Here is a 15615-nt window from a genome sequence, read left to right as displayed (position 1 = left end):
GGGCCGCACCGCGATCGGGTCAGAACGCGAGGCGCTGGCCCGGCAGGATCAGGTCGGGGTCGCCGCCGATGGCGGTCTTGTTGGCGGCGTAGAGCCGCTGCCAGGTGGTGTTGTGCGCGGCCGCGATGGTGCTGAGCGTGTCGCCCACACGGACGGTGTAGTCACCGCGCGAGGTGCCACGGGAGGTGTTGGTCGTCGTGCGCTCGCCCGCCGTGGCCGAGCCCTTCTTCGAGGAACCGCTCTTCGACGAGCCGGACGGGGTGGTCGACTTGGTCGACCGGGCCGAGGTCGACTCGGTCGACCCGGAGGCCGCCGGTGCGCTGCCCGTCGCTCCGGCCCGTGCCGAGCAGACCGGCCACGCGCCCCACCCCTGGGACTTCTGGACCTTGGTGGCTACGGAGATCTGCTGCGCCTTGGTCGCCTTGTCGGCGGTGGACGCGTAGGCGGTGCCGCCGTACGCGCGCCAGGTGCCGGCGGAGAACTGCAGGCCGCCGTAGTAGCCGTTGCCGGTGTTGATGTGCCAGTTGCCGCCGCTCTCGCACTGGGCGATGCGGTCCCACACCCCGCTGTCCGCCGCCGCGGCGTTGCCGGTCGCGGCCAGCAGTCCGAGGGGGGCGAGCAGGGCCGCCCCGGCGAGGACCGCCGTAGTACGGGACTTGCGGGTGTTGTTATCGGCACACTCGGACATGAAGATCCCTCTCTGCGAACCCGGGCCTCCCCCAAGGCGGAACGCTTCCCGCGTGTCGACGCGGGTGTCGCGCTCCGCCCCGTCCACCGGCGGTCTTGCTGCGCTTGTCTGGCTCTGCGCGGCCGGTGGACGTACCCAGGCGGTGCTCGCTGCACACGGCGGAGCAATCTAGGGAGCCTGACGAGCCGTTATCAACCAAATCCCTGTTGTCGCAGGCCAGTTGGCCGTTACCGCAAGTAGCGGCCAATTCCGGCCACCCACTATATCCATCCATGTCATGCTTTCCTGGCCAACGACTCGAGCGCGCTGTGAGTCAGGTCACGGAACCAACCTCCGTGACCTTCCCGTTACTTGACAAGGAGTGCCAGATTCCATACCCAACGTGACCATCCGTGTTCGACGGTTCGATCGCGTGCGCCCTACAGCGTGACCCCCACCACAGGTCCCCCGTTGTCATCTTCATGAGCCGGGGACCCACCCGGCCCGCCAACGCACCGCATTCCGAGGGAGTCACCCGTGCCGCGCATGCTCGACGTCAGCGACGAGGTACGCGCCGAGATCGGCGACGAAGAAGCCGACCGGCTGCTCGCCGGAGAGAACGCCCCGGGCAGTTACGACTGCACGTCCTGCCGCACCCCGGGCGACTCCGAGCACGAGCGCACCAGCACCGTCCTCTTCATCGGGGACGAGACCGCCGTCCTCGCCTTCGCCCACGCCACCTGCCTGCCGTCGCAGATCGTCCAGGTCACCGAGGAACAGCTTCAGGGCGCCGTCCGCTCCATCAGCGGCGACACCGTCGACCTCGACCCGGCGAAGGTCGTCCCCGAGCAGGCCGTGCTCGGTGTGACCAGCGGACTCGTGCTGCTCGCCGGGGAGTTGCACCCCGCACTGGTGGTCGAGCCCACCGCGCCCATCGTGCGCCCCGGCACCGTCGGCGCAGGCGACGACTTCCTGCCGCTGCTGATCGAGCAGGGCTTCATGCCGCTGTCCGAGCTGTCCGAGGTCCCGCCGGTGCAGCACGGCTGGTCCGTGCTGCTGGCGATGGGTCAGCTGCACGCCGTACTGCAGCCCTCGGCGAACGGCGGGCAGCCGGTGGCCTGGTGGCAGGCGCATCAGCCGCTGCAGGTGACGGAGGGGTGGCGGGCCGCCGCCAACAAGCACCAGCAGGTGCTGATGTTCGCGGCGCCGGTGGGGTCGATCGGGCGTCAGCCGCGGGAGGATCTGCTGCGGGACGCGCTGGACAAGGCGGCGTCGAACGGACAGTTGGTCGGGGCCGCGTTGCCTCTGGCGGGAACCTGAGCACCATCCGAGCGGGAGCCGCGGAGAATTCGGCCTCCGCGGGCGATCCGTGATCGATCCGCCTACGCGGCCCAGCCGCCCATGTCCACGGCCCGCGCCCCTTCAGGGGCGCTCCACAACCGCATCTCTTGCAGTGCGCCGTCGTTTGGACATACGTGCACACCTACGACGTTCCCCGCCGCCAGGGCTTCCAGCCGATCCCGTCCGCGCGACCGGCCTCGGACTCCCGGGGCGGCCCATCGGCCACGCCGATCTACGACGCGCTCTACGCGGAGTACGTCAAGACGTTCCGCTCGCTGCCGGGTGACCGCAGCGGCGAGGACGACCTGGGGTTCACCGCCTTCGGGAACATCCCGCACACCACGGGCTCGCCGACCACGTACCGGCCGGGCTCGTTCAGCCACTCCTACAGCGCCTACAGCGCGGGCGCGCAGAGCGCGCGGCAGCAGTCGCAGTGGCAGCGGGTGGGCCAGGTCGGCCAGCAGCAGACGCAGACCGCCATGGTGCCCGTACCGGCGGCGTTGCCGCCGGGAGCGCGCAGGGGTTTCTGACTGAGGGGGCCACCGCCGGCGGCCCCCTCGGTCGTCACTTCTTCTTGCCGCGCTTCTCGCGCACCCGCACCGAGATGTGGATCGGGGTGCCCTCGAAGCCGAACTCCTCGCGCAGACGGCGCTCGATGAAGCGCCGGTAGCCCGCCTCGATGAAGCCGGAGGCGAAGAGGACGAACCGCGGCGGCTTGGTGCCGGCCTGGGTACCGAAGAGGATGCGCGGCTGCTTGCCGCCCCGGATCGGGTGCGGGTGGGCGGCGACCAGCTCGCCCAGGAAGGCGTTGAGGCGGCCCGTCGGAACCCGTGTCTCCCAGCCGGCGAGGGCGGTCTCGATCGCCGGAACCAGCTTCTCCATGTGCCGCCCGGTGCGCGCGGAGACGTTCACCCGGGGCGCCCAGGCGACCTGGCCGAACTCGGTCTCGATCTCCCGCTCCAGGTAGTAGCGGCGCTCCTCGTCGAGGGTGTCCCACTTGTTGTAGGCGATGACCATCGCGCGCCCGGCCTCGACGGCCATCGTCACGATCCGCTGGTCCTGCACCGAGATCGACTCGGAGGCGTCGATCAGGATGACCGCCACCTCGGCCTTCTCCACGGCCGCGGCGGTGCGCAGCGAGGCGTAGTAGTCGGCGCCCTGCTGGAGGTGGACCCGCTTGCGGATACCGGCGGTGTCGACGAACTTCCAGGTCACGCCGCCGAGTTCGATCAGCTCGTCGACCGGGTCGCGGGTGGTGCCCGCGAGTTCGTTGACGACGACGCGCTCCTCGCCCGCCACCTTGTTCAGCAGGGAGGACTTGCCGACGTTCGGGCGGCCGATGAGAGCGATACGGCGCGGGCCGCCGACGGCGGTGCCGAAGGTCTGCTCGGGGGCGTCCGGCAGCACCTCGAGAACGGCGTCCAGCATGTCGCCGGTGCCGCGGCCGTGCAGCGCGGAGACGGGGTGCGGCTCACCGAGGCCCAGCGACCAGAGGTAGGCCGCGTCGGCCTCACCGCTCGGGCCGTCGACCTTGTTGGCGGCCAGCACGACGGGCTTGCCGGCCTTGCGCAGGAGCCGTACGACCGCCTCGTCTGTGTCGGTGGCGCCGACCTTGGCGTCGACGACGAACACGACGGCGTCGGCCGCCTCGATCGCGTACTCGGCCTGCGCGGCCACGGAGGCGTCGATACCGAGGACGTCCTGCTCCCAGCCGCCGGTGTCGACGACCTTGAAGCGGCGGCCCGCCCACTCGGCCTCGTAGGTGACGCGGTCGCGGGTCACGCCCGGCTTGTCCTCGACGACTGCCTCGCGCCGCCCGATGATCCGGTTGACGAGGGTCGACTTGCCGACGTTCGGGCGGCCGACGACGGCGAGCACGGGCAGCGGGCCGTGACCCGCCTCCTCGATGGCGCCCTCGACGTCCTCGATGTCGAAGCCCTCTTCCGCGGCGAGCTCCATGAACTCCGCGTACTCGGCGTCGCCGAGCGCCCCGTGGTCGTGCTCGAATCCGTCCGAGCCGCCGGGCTGGATGTGGTCGTTCATGAAGTCCGTACCTCGTCGTTCATTCGTGGTGGTCGGTGGATCGCCCGGTTTGTTCCAGGTGATCCACTACTCAAGTGTGGCTCAGCGCCCGGTGAGACGCCGGGCGTTTTCCAGGTGGTCGGCCAGCTGCTTCTGGATGCGCTCGGTCGCCTCGTCCAGCGCCCCGCGGGTGCGCCGGCCGCTGCCGTCGCCCGCCTCGAACGGGTCGCCGAAGACGACGTCGACGCGGGAGCGCAACGGGGGCAGCGCCTTTATCAACCGTCCGGGCTTCTCGGAACTTCCCAGGACGGCGACGGGCACGATCGGCGCCCCGCTGCGGACGGCGAAGTAGGCGAGCCCGGCGCGCAGGGAGGCGAAGTCGCCCTCGCCTCGGGTGCCCTCCGGGAAGATGCCGAGGACACCGCCGCTCTCCAGCACGCCCAGCGCGCGCGTGATCGCCGTGCGGTCGGTGGTGTCGCGGTCGACCTTGAGCTGTCCGATCCGGGTCAGGAACGGGTCGAGCGGGCCGACGAACGCCTCCTTCTTGATCAGGAAGTGCGTCGGCCGGGGCGCCACACCCATGACCATCGGGCCGTCGATGTTGTGGGAGTGGTTGACCGCGAAGATCACGGGCCCGCTCGCGGGCACCCGCCAGGCGCCCAGCACGCGCGGCTTCCACAGCCCGTACATCAGGCCGACACCGATGCGCCGTCCGACCTCGGCGCCCTTCTCGGAGGGCAGCTCGCTCACTTCGCGGCTCGCTTCTCCTCGACGAGGGTGACGACGCACTCGATGACCTGGGTCAGCGTCAGCTCGGTGGTGTCCACCTCGACGGCGTCGTCCGCCTTGGCGAGCGGGGAGGTCTTGCGGGAGGAGTCGGCCGCGTCCCGCTTGACCAGCGCCTCGCGGGTGGCGTGCACGTCGGCGCCCTTCAGCTCCCCGCTGCGGCGGGCGGCGCGGGCCTCCGGGGAGGCGGTGAGGAAGATCTTCAGGTCGGCGTCGGGCAGTACGGTCGTACCGATGTCCCGCCCCTCGACGACGATCCCCCTCTCGGCGCCCGCGGCCAGCGACCGCTGCAACTCGGTGATCCGGGCCCGCACCTCGGGGACCGCGCTCACCGCGCTGACCTTGGAGGTGACCTCCTGGGTGCGGATCGGGCCGGCGACGTCGACGCCGTCGACGGTGATCGTCGGGTTGGCCGGGTCGGTGCCGGAGACGATCTCCGCCTTGCCGACGACGGCGGCGATCGCCGTGGGGTCCTCGATGTCGATCCCGTTGGTCACCATCCACCACGTGATCGCCCGGTACTGGGCGCCGGTGTCCAGGTAGCTCAGCCCGAGCTGGGCGGCCACGGCCTTGGACGTGCTCGACTTGCCCGTGCCGGAGGGGCCGTCGATGGCGACAATCACGGGCTGGGCGGCGCCGTTTTCCACGGGGGGACACCTTCCTGGTGCGAGGCGGTGGGTAGGGGGCGCGACTGTGCCCCGCACAAGGTTACCGGGCACGCGTCACCCTTCTGGCCGAGGTCCGCACCACCTACTGCCGGATCGCCCACCCACGCTCGCGCAACGCCGACGACAACACCACCGCGGACTTCGGCTCGACCATCAGCTGCACCAGCCCCGCCTGCTGCCCCGTCGCGTGCTCGATGCGGACGTCCTCGATGTTGACCCCGGCCTGCCCCGCGTCCGCGAAGATGCGGGCCAGCTGACCCGGCTGGTCGTCGATCAGCACCGCGACGACCTCGTACGTCCGCGGCGCGGCCCCGTGCTTGCCCGGAACGCGGACCTGCCCGGCGTTGCCGCGGCGCAGGACGTCCTCGATGCCGTCCACGCCCGCACGGCGCTTGGCGTCGTCGGAGGACTGCAGGGCGCGCAGGGCCCCGACGGTCTCCGTCAGGTCGGCGGCGACATCGGTGAGCAGGTCGGCGACCGGCCCCGGGTTCGCGGAGAGGATGTCGATCCACATCCGGGGATCGGAGGCGGCGATCCGGGTGACGTCCCGGATGCCCTGCCCGCACAGCCGTACGGCGGCCTCCTCGGCGTGCTCCAGACGCGCGGCGACCATGCTCGAGACCAGGTGGGGCATGTGGGAGACGAGGGCCACCGCGCGGTCGTGGGCGTCCGCGTCCATCACCACGGGGACGGCCCGGCAGTGCGAGACCAGTTCCAGGGCGAGGTTCAGCACCTCGGTGTCGGTGTCCCGGGTCGGGGTCAGCACCCAGGGCCGGCCCTCGAAGAGGTCACCGGTCGCCGCCAGCGGCCCGGACTTCTCCCGTCCGGACATGGGATGCGTCCCGATGTACGCCGACAGGTCCAGGCCGAGCGCCTCCAGCTCGCGGCGCGGCCCGCCCTTGACACTGGCCACGTCGAGGTAGCCGCGGGCCGCGCCCCGGCGCATGGCGTCGGCGAGGACGGCGGCCACATGGGCGGGCGGGGCGGCGACGACCGCGAGGTCGACCGGTTTCTCGGGCGCCTCGTCGGTGCCGGCGCCGAGCGCGGCCGCCGTACGGGCCTGTCCCGGGTCGTGGTCCTCCAGGTGGACGACGACACCTCGCTGGGCGAGGGCCAGGGCGATGGACGTACCGATGAGACCGGTTCCGATGACGAGCGCGGTCCTCACTGGGCGATGTCCTTGCGCAGGGCGGCGGCGGCACCGAGGTAGACATGGCTGATCTCGGCGCGCGGCCGGTCGGACTCGATGTGCGCGAGTATCCGCACCACGCGCGGCATGGCACCCTCGATGTCGAGCTCCTGCGCGCAGATCAGCGGTACGTCGACGATGCCCAGCTTGCGCGCAGCGGCCGCCGGGAAGTCGCTGTGCAGGTCGGGCGTGGCCGTGAACCAGATGCTGATGAGGTCGTCGACGCCGAGGTCGTTCCGCTCCAGGACGGCGGTGAGCAGGGCTCCGACCTGCTCGTCCATGTGCCCGGCCTCGTCCCGTTCCAGTTGGACGGCTCCCCGGACCGCTCGTACCGCCACGGCGCTGCTCCTTGCTGGTGTCGATGTACGGCTCTTCGCTCATCCAGCCTAGTCAGCCCGCGCCGGTCGGGGGCGTGTCGCCCGCCCAGCGAGACGGGAACACCCCCATACGCCCTTTACGCCGGGTGCGTCCTGCGCTCTCATGACACTTTGACGGCACCGACGGCAGGACACCCGGCTCGGGGAAGGCCCGACATGAAGCGTCCAGGACCCCTGCTCACCCTTCTCGCGGGACTGGTGCTCGGCCTGTTCCTGTTGACGCTGAACGCGACGACGGGGACGTCGAGGACGACGAACGCCTCGTCCTCGTACGAGGAGCGGTCACCGAGCCCGACGCCCACCCGCGCCGACGCCTCCCCGGAACCGACGCGCACCCCGCCCCCGGACGCCGACTACGCCGGCCGGACCGACGACGACTCGGCCGCGATCGCCGTCTCGGTGCGCGACGGGAAGGCGATCGCGTACTTCTGCGACGGCCGCGCCAAGGAGTCCTGGCTCCGGGGCGACGTCGAGGACGACGGCACGCTCCGTCTCACGGGCGGGCAGGGCGCGACGCTGGACGGCACGCTCAGGGAGGGCAAGCGGATCCGCGGCACGGTGGACGTCGCGGGCACGCACCAGGCCTTCACCGCGGACAAGGCGAAGAAGCCCTCGGGGCTGTACCGGGCGACGGCCACCGTGCGCTCGGCGAAGATCGACGCCGGCTGGATCGTGCTGAAGGACGGCACCCAGGTCGGCGTCCTCACTCGTGACGGCGAGCCCGCGCCCGCGCCCCGCATCGACCCGGAGACCGGCGCGGTGACGGTCGACGGACAGCAGCTCACGGCCCGACCCGCGACCCCCTGACCTCTTCCCCGGGGAGCCACCATGACCGTCGACCCGAACGCCGCCACGCAAGACTTCCCCACGCCGCCCGGGGCCTCGCGCCCGCACCCCGCCCGCTATCTGGTCCCGGCTCTCGTGGCGGCCGCGGTGGCGGTGGCGCTGGGCGCGTACGGCAAGGTCCACGACCCGGCCGGCACGGCCTTCAACTTCGCCGGCTTCAGCAGTACGGGCGCGGTGAAGTCGTGGCTGGCGTCGGCGGCGGTGCTCTTCGCGTCGGTCCAGGTCGTGTCGGCGCTGATGCTGTACGGCAGGCTGCCGGGTCCGGGGTGGTCCGGCGCCCTGCACCGCTGGTCGGGCCGGGCGGCCTTCCTGATCGCGGTCCCGGTTGCGGTGCACTGCCTGTACGCGCTTGGCTATCAGACGTACGAAACGCGCGTTCTGTGGCACTCCCTCCTGGGTTGCTTCTTCTTCGGAGCCTTCAGCGCCAAGATGCTGCTGCTCCGCTCGGAGCGACTCCCCGGATGGCTGCTGCCGATCATCGGCGGAATCGTCTTCGCCGCGCTCACGATCATCTGGCTGACCTCCGCCCTCTGGTTCTTCCGCACCTTCGGAGTGACGACATGACCTACTCCCCCACACGGCGCACGGTCCTCATCGCGGCGGGCGGCGCGGCAGCGGCGCTCACCGCGGCCTGCAGCAGCTACGGCGACGACAAGGACGGCAACGACGGCAGCGACTCCTCCAGCGCGGCCGCAGGCACCGCGCTGGCGAAGACGACGGACATCCCCGTGGGGGGCGGCAAGATCTTCAAGGACCGGAAGGTCGTGGTCACCCAGCCCACGAAGGACGACTTCAAGGCCTTCTCCGCCATCTGCACCCACCAGGGCTGCACGGTCGGCAGCGTCACCGACGGCACGATCAACTGCCCCTGCCACCAGAGCAAGTTCCGCATCGCCGACGGCTCGGTGGCGGGGGGCCCGGCGCCCAAGCCGCTGCCCGCCAAGCAGATCACGGTGCAGGGCGGCTCCATCACCGTGACGTGATCGGGCCCGCCCGGTCACAGGTCCCACAGCGCCCCGAGCGTCACCAGCTCCCCCTGGTACTCGATCCGGTCCGCCCATTCCGTCGGCCAGGCGTCCGCACCGGCGTACGCGCCGGCGAAGGCGCCCGCCAGGCAGGCGATGGAGTCGGAGTCGCCGGAGGAGCAGGCGGCCCGGCGCAGCGCGGTCACCGGCTCGCCGGGGAAGAGCAGGAAGCACAGCAGCCCGGTGGCCAGTGCCTCCTCGGCGATCCAGCCCGCCCCCGTGGCCAGGCACGGGTCGTCCTCGGGCGCGGGGGCGCGCAGGGCCGCCTCCAGCCGGTCCAGCACGCCGAGGCATTCGTCCCACCCGCGCGCGATGAAGTGCTCCGCGCTGGGGTCCTGGCTGCGGGTCCACAGGTCGCCGAGCCAGCGGTGGTGGTAGCGGGTCCGGTTCTCGACGGCGTACGACCGCAGCAGCCCGACCAGGCCCCCGGGCTCCGCACCCTGCGCGAGGAGCCGCACGGCGTGGGCGGTGAGGTCGGAAGCGGCGAGCGCGGTGGGGTGGCCGTGGGTGAGACCGGACTGGAACTGGGCGGCCCCGGCGCGCTGTTCCTCGCTGAGGCCGGGGGCCAGGCCGATCGGGGCGACGCGCATGTTGGCGCCGCAGCCCTTGGAGCCGATCTGGCTGGCGTCCTGCCACAACCGCTTCTCGTCCTTGAGCAGATTGCAGGCGGTCAGGCAGGTCCGGCCCGGGGCCCGGTTGTTCTCCGGCGACTGGTACCAGTCCACGAACTCCTCGCGCAGGGGCCGCTCCAGCCGCGTGGGCACGAGCAGTCCGCGGTCCATCGCGGTGCGCAGGGCCCGCGCCACGGCCAGCGTCATCTGTGTGTCGTCGGAGACGAAGGCCCGCTCCGGCAGTTCCATCTCCCGCCAGGGCCCGCACTTGGCGAGGATCGAGGGGACGTCGTCGAACTCGGTGGGGAAGCCGAGCGCGTCCCCGAGGGCGAGTCCCAGCAGGGACCCGGTGGCGGCGCGCTTCCTCACTGTGGTCATGGTCATGCGGAACGTCCTTCCCGGGGCGGTCGCAGCAGGGGCGGGTGGAGCGCGGTGGCGGTGCCCGCGCGGTAGAGGGCGGCCGGTTTGCCGCGGCCGCCGGTCAGGCGTGCGGCGCCGGGCACGGGCTCGACGAATCCCGGTGTGGCCAGCACCTTGCGGCGGAAGTTGGGACGGTCGAGCCCCGTCCCCCACACCGTCTCGTAGACCCGCTGGAGCTCCCCGAGCGTGAACTCGGACGGGCAGAACGCGGTCGCGAGGCAGGTGTACTCGAGTTTGGCGCCGACGCGGTCATGGGCGTCGGCCAGGATCCGGTCGTGGTCGAAGGCCAGCGGCCCGACGGTGTCGTACGGCAGCCAGCGGGCCTGCGCCGCGTCACCGCCGCCCCGCGGCTCGGGCGCGTCCGGCAGCAGCGCGGCGAAGGCGACGGAGACGACCCGCATCCGGGGATCGCGGCCGGGCTCGCTGTACGTGCGCAGCTGCTCCAGATGCAGCCCGGAGAGGCCGTCCAGGCCGGTCTCCTCGGCGAGTTCGCGCCGGGCGGCCGTCTCGGCGGACTCGTCCGGCAGCACGAACCCCCCGGGCAGCGCCCACCGCCCGGCGTACGGCTCCTGCCCCCGCTCGACGAGCAGCACCTGCAGCGCGCCGGCGCGAATCGTCAGGACGGCGAGGTCGACGGTGACGGCGAAGGGTTCGTAGGCGTGCTTGTCATAGCCCTGCACACCCGTCACCCCCTTTATGGTCAGCATGACTAATAGTCATGACGACTATAAAGAACACCACCCCGGCTCCACAACCCCTCAGCGCCTCGCTGAGCCGCTTTCCCACACACGGAAGCGGCCGGCACCGGGAAACCCGGAACCGGCCACCACAGACCCCCTGAAGGCGCTCCTAGAGGTCGACCTCCTTCATCAGCATGCCGACCTCGGTGTTGGACAGCCGCCGCAGCCAGCCCGACTTCTGGTCGCCCAGGGTGATCGGTCCGAAGGCGGTGCGCACGAGCTTCTCCACCGGGAAGCCCGCCTCGGCGAGCATGCGCCGCACGATGTGCTTGCGGCCCTCGTGGAGGGTGACCTCGACGAGGTAGTTCTTGCCGGTCTGCTCGACGACCCGGAAGTGGTCGGCGCGCGCGTACCCGTCCTCCAGCTGGATGCCGTCCTTGAGCCTCTTGCCCAGGTCGCGCGGGATCGGGCCCACGATGGCGGCGAGATAGGTCTTCTTCACGCCGTACTTGGGGTGGGTCAGCCGGTGCGCCAGTTCGCCGTGGTTGGTGAGCAGGATGACGCCCTCGGTCTCGGTGTCGAGCCGGCCGACGTGGAAGAGCCGGGTCTCGCGGTTGGTCACGTAGTCACCGAGGCACTGCCGTCCCTCCGGGTCCTCCATGGTCGACACGACACCGGCGGGCTTGTTGAGCGAGAAGAACTGGTACGACTGCGTGGCGACCGTGAGGCCGTCGACCTTGACCTCGTCCTTCTCCGGGTCGACCCGCTTGCCCTGCTCGAGCACGATCTCGCCGTTGACCTCGACCCGCGCCTGCTCGATCAGCTCCTCGCAGGCCCGCCGGGAACCGTAGCCCGCGCGGGCGAGGACCTTCTGCAGCCGCTCGCCCTCCTGCTCGGCGCCCGGGAAGGTCTTGGGCAGCTTGACGTCCTTCTTGCCGGCGTACCGCTCGCGGTTGCGCTCCTCGGCGCGCACGTCGTACTCCCGGGAGCTCGCCGGAGCCGTACGCCCGCGCTGCGGCTGGGCCTTCTTGGGACCGCCCTTGGCACCCCCGCGCGCGGAGCCGCCCCGACCCGACTTCGGCCCGTCCGGAGTCGCGCCGGGACCGACGTCGTAACGGCGCTCCTCGGGACGGGGCTTGCGCGGACGCCCCTGGCCCTGGCCCTGCTTCTGGTCCCTGCTGTTCCCGGCCCCGCGGTAGTTACCGCGCCCGCCGCTCTTGCCGCTTCCGCTACCGCTGCCACTGCTTCGCATCAAAGTTCCGTCGTCGTCGTGTTAGGCATGTTCGTCGTGGGCCCGTCGTCCGCGTCCGGGGCGTCCGGGTCGAACGACGGTACGGCTTCCTGGGTCTCGGCCTCGATCGCCTCCGCCTCCGGGAGGAAGGGCGCGAGCTCCGGGAGCTCGTCCAGACCGCGCAGGCCCATCCGCTCCAGGAAGTAGTTCGTCGTCGCATACAGGATCGCACCTGTTTCGGGTTCCGTGCCCGCCTCCTCGACCAGACCCCGTTGCAGGAGGGTGCGCATCACACCGTCGCAGTTGACTCCGCGCACGGCGGAGACCCGGCTGCGGCTGACCGGTTGCCGGTACGCGACCACCGCGAGCGTCTCCAGGGCGGCCTGGGTGAGCCGGGCCTGCTGCCCGTCGAGGACGAACCGCTCCACGGCCGGGGCGTACTCGGCCCGGGTGTAGAACCGCCAGCCGCCCGCGACGAACCGCAGCTCGAAGCCCCGCCCCTGCACGGTGTACTCGTCGGCCAGTTCCCGCAGCGCGTCCGCGACCCGCCGCCGCGGCCGCTCCACGATCTTCGCGAGGTACTCCTCGGTCGCGGGCTCGTCCACGACCATCAGGACGGCCTCCAGGGCGCCCTTGAGGTCGAGTGCGGCGACGGTGTTCTCGGTCACGGCTTCTTCTCCTTCTCGGGCTCCTCGGGCGGCCGGTCGAACTCGTCGGTGACCATGGGCGTCTCGTCGCCGTCCCCACCCGTCCAGCGGACCAGCAGCTCCCCGAGCGCGGTCTCCTGGTCGAGCGCGACCGCCTTCTCCCGGTACAGCTCCAGCAGCGCGAGGAAGCGGGCCACGACGGTCAGTGTGTCGTCGGTGTCCTCCACGAGCACCCGGAAGCTGGCCTCCCCCAGCTCCCGCAGCCGCGCCACCACGATCCCCGCCTGCTCCTGCACGCTCACCAGCGGCGCGTGGATGTGGTCGATGTAGACCTGCGGCTTGGGCTTGGGCTGCATCGCCTTCACGGCGAGCCTGGCGAAGCCTTCCGCCCCGATGCTGATGACCACCTCGGGCAGCAGTTCGGCATGGTGCGGTTCGAGCCCGACGGTCCGCGGATACCGGCGGGCCTCGTCCTCCAGCCGCCCGGTGAAGACGTCGGCGACCTGCTTGTACGCGCGGTACTGAAGCAGCCGCGCGAACAACAGGTCCCGCGCCTCCAGCAACGCCAGGTCCGCCTCGTCCTCCACCTCGGCGGCGGGCAGCAGCCGGGCGGCCTTCAGGTCGAGCAGCGTGGCCGCCACGACCAGGAACTCGGTCGTCTGATCCAGATCCCAGTCCGGCCCCATCGCCCGGATGTGCGCCATGAACTCGTCGGTCACCTTCGACAGCGCGACCTCGGTGACATCCAGCTTGTGCTTGGAAATCAGCTGAAGCAGCAGATCGAAGGGCCCCTCGAAGTTGGCAAGCCGAACCTTGAAGACCCCATCGGGAGTTTGATCGGGACCGGGACCGGGACCGGGATCCGGTGCCGGAGCAACCGGAGCAACAGGTTCCTGTACGGCGACCACGGGTTCGGGCTCGGGCTCCGGCTCGACCGGCACCGGCGCCGTCCCCGGCCCCCGCCCCAGCGCACGCCGACGGCCACCGGCCGCACCGGGGGCGGGAACGTCGTTCGAGGAGGTCGAGGAGGTCATAGCCCCCGCAGGCTACCCCTACCGCCCACGCAGTCGTCGTACGAGGATGCTGGCGTCCCCGCGGCTCTCCAGGTCGGCCAGCACCACGGCCACCGCCTCCCGCACGATCCGGCCCCGGTCCACGGCCAGCCCGTGCTCACCGCGGAGCACCAGCCGGGCATGCTCCAGGTCCATCAGCTCCTCGGCGGACACATACACGGTGATCTTCTCGTCGTGCCGCTCCCGTCCACTGGGCCGGCGAGCCGCGGCCCGCCCCCGCTTGCGCGGCTGCCCGTCGTCGGAGACGGCAGCGGCGGCAGAACCTTCCTGCGGCTGCGCCCCCTGCCGACGCGCGGAGCGCTCCCCGGGAAGCGTCCGGCTGCGGGACTCGGCCTCGGTCTGTTCGGCGTCGGCCGCCGCATGCTCCGCGCCCTCGCCGTCCCCGCCCTGCGCGGGCACGGCCTGTGGCGCGTCCTCGCCCGAGCCGGCCGCGACCCCGTCGCTCTCGCCCGCCGGCGCGGGCACCCGGGCCTCGCCGTTGGCCTGGCGCCGGGGTGCGGACGGCTGCAGCGCCATTCCCCCTGTCGTACGGAAGAGTTCGTCGGCCCCCGGCAGACTCACTCGGCGTGACACCGGGCGAGCACCTCCCTGGCGAGCTGGCGGTAGGCGGCGGCACCGACGGAGTTGGAGGCGTACGTGGTGATCGGCTCACCGGCGACCGTGGTCTCCGGGAAGCGGACCGTGCGCCCGATGACCGTGTGGTAGACGTGGTCGTCGAACGCCTCGACGACCCGCGCGAGCACCTCACGGCTGTGCACGGTGCGCGAGTCGTACATGGTCGCGAGGATCCCGTCGAGCTCCAGCTCGGGGTTGAGCCGCTCCTGGACCTTCTCGATGGTCTCGGTCAGCAGCGCCACCCCGCGGAGGGCGAAGAACTCGCACTCCAGCGGCACGATCACCTTGTGCGCGGCCGTCAGCGCGTTGACCGTGAGCAGGCCGAGCGAGGGCTGGCAGTCGATGACGATGTAGTCGTAGTCGTCCATCAGCGGCTTCAGCGCCCGCTGGAGGGTCGACTCGCGCGCGACCTCCGAGACCAACTGGACCTCGGCGGCCGACAGGTCGATGTTGCTGGGCAGCAGGTCCATGTTGGGGACCGCGGTCTTCAGGAGCACCTCGTCGGCGGACATGCCCCGCTCCATGAGCAGGTTGTAGACCGTGAGGTCGAGCTCCATCGGATTGACACCGAGGCCGACCGACAGCGCGCCCTGCGGGTCGAAGTCCACGAGCAGCACCCGGCGTCCGTACTCCGCGAGCGCGGCACCCAGGTTGATGGTCGACGTGGTCTTGCCGACGCCGCCCTTCTGGTTGCACATCGCGATGATCGTCGCGGGACCGTGGTTGGTGAGCGGTCCCGGGATCGGGAAGTACGGCAGCGGGCGTCCGGTCGGGCCGATGCGCTCCCGGCGCTGACGGGCAGCGTCGGGCGCGAGCGTGGCCGCGTACTCCGGGTCCGGCTCGTATTCGGCGTCGGGGTCGTAGAAGTGCCCTTCGGGCAGTTCGTCGTAGTCGGCGAAGTGGTTGTGGGGCGCGCCACTTCCGTCGCCGGCCATGGCGTTCACGTGATGACCGTCCATGCTCTGGTGTGCTGACAGAGCCGTATGGGGGCTGGTCTGGCTCTGGTGGGCTGCGAAGGTTCGGACAGCGACGGAGCCGACAGCCTCGAGCCCCGTGGGGCCCGGGCCCCGCGTAGGCATTCCTGGTTGACCACCCCCGGGAGCAAATGTCGACTCATTCACAAGTCGTCTTACCTCCTTGGTGACCAGGAAACTTCTAGACAAGGTCAGCGTGGCACCATGCCGACGGTTGGCGACTCTATGGCGTGTCGGGCGTCCGCAGCAACACAATCCGCCGGACCCGGCCCGATGTGTCGGCAATGAAACATCCCGCTGTCAAGGGCGTACGGCCGTCGCACGGCAGGTTCAACCGGTGTGCGAATCGGTCGAAGGGTTACGTTCGAGGCGAGTTGGCCGAGAGCCGCAAAGTGACCATACACACATCGGGCCGGACCTTGTCGGGCAAGGTCCGGCCGGCA

The 15615-nt window shown here is 71.3% G+C and carries 18 protein-coding genes; 5 read left to right on the top strand and 13 right to left on the bottom strand.

Annotated features, from left to right (window positions below; translation table 11 throughout):
* Positions 1-19 precede the first annotated feature (19 nt).
* Positions 20-688 carry a transglycosylase family protein gene (locus ACIBVL_RS26490; protein ID WP_399100503.1) on the bottom strand — a complete coding sequence of 223 codons (669 nt, stop codon included), beginning with the start codon at positions 686-688 and terminating at the stop codon, positions 20-22.
* 516 nt (positions 689-1204) lie between these two features.
* On the opposite strand from ACIBVL_RS26490, the gene ACIBVL_RS26485 reads away from it, so the two are divergent.
* Together ACIBVL_RS26485 and ACIBVL_RS26480 are read left to right on the top strand one after the other, a co-directional pair.
* Positions 1205-1987 carry a hypothetical protein gene (locus tag ACIBVL_RS26485; protein WP_399100501.1) on the top strand — a complete coding sequence of 261 codons (783 nt, stop codon included), beginning with the start codon at positions 1205-1207 and terminating at the stop codon, positions 1985-1987.
* 155 nt (positions 1988-2142) lie between these two features.
* The gene (locus ACIBVL_RS26480) at positions 2143-2538 is read left to right on the top strand and encodes a hypothetical protein (RefSeq protein WP_399100499.1); all 396 of its coding nucleotides are present in this window, start codon (positions 2143-2145) and stop codon (positions 2536-2538) included.
* Between the two features lie 34 nt (positions 2539-2572).
* On the opposite strand, the gene der is transcribed toward ACIBVL_RS26480, so the two are convergent.
* The 5 genes from der to aroH form a co-directional block, all read right to left on the bottom strand.
* Positions 2573-4051 carry a ribosome biogenesis GTPase Der gene (gene der, locus ACIBVL_RS26475; protein WP_399100497.1) on the bottom strand — a complete coding sequence of 493 codons (1479 nt, stop codon included), beginning with the start codon at positions 4049-4051 and terminating at the stop codon, positions 2573-2575.
* An 81-nt stretch (positions 4052-4132) separates the two neighbouring features.
* Positions 4133-4720: a lysophospholipid acyltransferase family protein gene (locus tag ACIBVL_RS26470; RefSeq protein WP_399101223.1), complete on the bottom strand. Its 588-nt coding sequence runs from the start codon at positions 4718-4720 to the stop codon at positions 4133-4135.
* Positions 4721-4776: 56 nt separating this feature from the next.
* Positions 4777-5463 (bottom strand): (d)CMP kinase, encoded by a 687-nt coding sequence (cmk, locus tag ACIBVL_RS26465; RefSeq protein ID WP_399100495.1) that lies wholly within the window; start codon positions 5461-5463, stop codon positions 4777-4779.
* A 103-nt stretch (positions 5464-5566) separates the two neighbouring features.
* Positions 5567-6652, bottom strand: coding sequence for a prephenate dehydrogenase (locus tag ACIBVL_RS26460; RefSeq protein ID WP_399100493.1), 1086 nt, complete (start codon positions 6650-6652; stop codon positions 5567-5569).
* The gene (gene aroH / locus ACIBVL_RS26455) at positions 6649-7011 is read right to left on the bottom strand and encodes a chorismate mutase (RefSeq protein WP_399100491.1); all 363 of its coding nucleotides are present in this window, start codon (positions 7009-7011) and stop codon (positions 6649-6651) included. The genes ACIBVL_RS26460 and aroH overlap by 4 nt, the downstream gene beginning before the upstream one ends.
* A 195-nt stretch (positions 7012-7206) precedes the next feature.
* On the opposite strand from aroH, the gene ACIBVL_RS26450 reads away from it, so the two are divergent.
* Genes ACIBVL_RS26450 through ACIBVL_RS26440 form a run of 3 tightly spaced genes read left to right on the top strand, consistent with a single transcriptional unit; the run spans position 7207 to position 8879 of the window.
* The gene (locus ACIBVL_RS26450) at positions 7207-7857 is read left to right on the top strand and encodes a hypothetical protein (protein ID WP_399100489.1); all 651 of its coding nucleotides are present in this window, start codon (positions 7207-7209) and stop codon (positions 7855-7857) included.
* Between the two features lie 21 nt (positions 7858-7878).
* Positions 7879-8460, top strand: coding sequence for a DUF6529 family protein (locus tag ACIBVL_RS26445; protein WP_399100486.1), 582 nt, complete (start codon positions 7879-7881; stop codon positions 8458-8460).
* The gene (locus tag ACIBVL_RS26440; protein ID WP_399100484.1) at positions 8457-8879 is read left to right on the top strand and encodes a Rieske (2Fe-2S) protein; all 423 of its coding nucleotides are present in this window, start codon (positions 8457-8459) and stop codon (positions 8877-8879) included. The genes ACIBVL_RS26445 and ACIBVL_RS26440 overlap by 4 nt, the downstream gene beginning before the upstream one ends.
* 14 nt (positions 8880-8893) lie before the next feature.
* Here ACIBVL_RS26440 and ACIBVL_RS26435 read toward each other — a convergent pair whose 3' ends face one another.
* The 7 genes from ACIBVL_RS26435 to ACIBVL_RS26405 form a co-directional block, all read right to left on the bottom strand.
* Positions 8894-9916, bottom strand: coding sequence for an ADP-ribosylglycohydrolase family protein (locus ACIBVL_RS26435; protein ID WP_399100482.1), 1023 nt, complete (start codon positions 9914-9916; stop codon positions 8894-8896).
* Positions 9913-10659 (bottom strand): NUDIX hydrolase, encoded by a 747-nt coding sequence (locus ACIBVL_RS26430; RefSeq protein ID WP_399100480.1) that lies wholly within the window; start codon positions 10657-10659, stop codon positions 9913-9915. The genes ACIBVL_RS26435 and ACIBVL_RS26430 overlap by 4 nt, the downstream gene beginning before the upstream one ends.
* A 142-nt stretch (positions 10660-10801) precedes the next feature.
* On the bottom strand, positions 10802-11884 hold the full coding sequence (locus ACIBVL_RS26425; RefSeq protein WP_399100478.1) for a pseudouridine synthase: 1083 nt from the start codon (positions 11882-11884) through the stop codon (positions 10802-10804).
* Entirely contained in the window at positions 11884-12531 is a 648-nt protein-coding gene (gene scpB, locus ACIBVL_RS26420; RefSeq protein ID WP_399100476.1) for an SMC-Scp complex subunit ScpB, read from the bottom strand. The genes ACIBVL_RS26425 and scpB overlap by 1 nt, the downstream gene beginning before the upstream one ends.
* Positions 12528-13544 (bottom strand): segregation and condensation protein A, encoded by a 1017-nt coding sequence (locus ACIBVL_RS26415; RefSeq protein ID WP_399100474.1) that lies wholly within the window; start codon positions 13542-13544, stop codon positions 12528-12530. Before ACIBVL_RS26415 ends, scpB begins: the two co-directional genes overlap by 4 nt.
* 18 nt (positions 13545-13562) lie before the next feature.
* Complete coding sequence (locus tag ACIBVL_RS26410; protein ID WP_399100472.1) at positions 13563-14156, bottom strand: hypothetical protein; 594 nt, start codon at positions 14154-14156, stop codon at positions 13563-13565.
* Entirely contained in the window at positions 14141-15277 is a 1137-nt protein-coding gene (locus tag ACIBVL_RS26405) for a ParA family protein (RefSeq protein WP_399100470.1), read from the bottom strand. Before ACIBVL_RS26405 ends, ACIBVL_RS26410 begins: the two co-directional genes overlap by 16 nt.
* Between the last annotated feature and the right edge of the window lie 338 nt (positions 15278-15615).

The organism is Streptomyces sp. NPDC049687 (assembly GCF_044465285.1).
Lineage (GTDB): Bacteria > Actinomycetota > Actinomycetes > Streptomycetales > Streptomycetaceae > Streptomyces.
This window is presented reverse-complemented; position numbering and strand designations above follow the sequence as displayed.

Coding starts and splice junctions, on each gene's coding strand:
- ACIBVL_RS26490 (WP_399100503.1), bottom strand. CDS start 688: ATGTCCGAGTGTGCCGATAACAACACCCGCAAGTCCCGTACTACGGCG.
- der (WP_399100497.1), bottom strand. CDS start 4,051: ATGAACGACCACATCCAGCCCGGCGGCTCGGACGGATTCGAGCACGAC.
- ACIBVL_RS26470 (WP_399101223.1), bottom strand. CDS start 4,720: ATGTACGGGCTGTGGAAGCCGCGCGTGCTGGGCGCCTGGCGGGTGCCC.
- ACIBVL_RS26450 (WP_399100489.1), top strand. CDS start 7,207: ATGAAGCGTCCAGGACCCCTGCTCACCCTTCTCGCGGGACTGGTGCTC.
- ACIBVL_RS26445 (WP_399100486.1), top strand. CDS start 7,879: ATGACCGTCGACCCGAACGCCGCCACGCAAGACTTCCCCACGCCGCCC.
- ACIBVL_RS26440 (WP_399100484.1), top strand. CDS start 8,457: ATGACCTACTCCCCCACACGGCGCACGGTCCTCATCGCGGCGGGCGGC.
- ACIBVL_RS26435 (WP_399100482.1), bottom strand. CDS start 9,916: ATGACCATGACCACAGTGAGGAAGCGCGCCGCCACCGGGTCCCTGCTG.
- ACIBVL_RS26430 (WP_399100480.1), bottom strand. CDS start 10,659: ATGCTGACCATAAAGGGGGTGACGGGTGTGCAGGGCTATGACAAGCAC.
- ACIBVL_RS26425 (WP_399100478.1), bottom strand. CDS start 11,884: ATGCGAAGCAGTGGCAGCGGTAGCGGAAGCGGCAAGAGCGGCGGGCGC.
- ACIBVL_RS26415 (WP_399100474.1), bottom strand. CDS start 13,544: ATGACCTCCTCGACCTCCTCGAACGACGTTCCCGCCCCCGGTGCGGCC.
- ACIBVL_RS26405 (WP_399100470.1), bottom strand. CDS start 15,277: ATGCCTACGCGGGGCCCGGGCCCCACGGGGCTCGAGGCTGTCGGCTCC.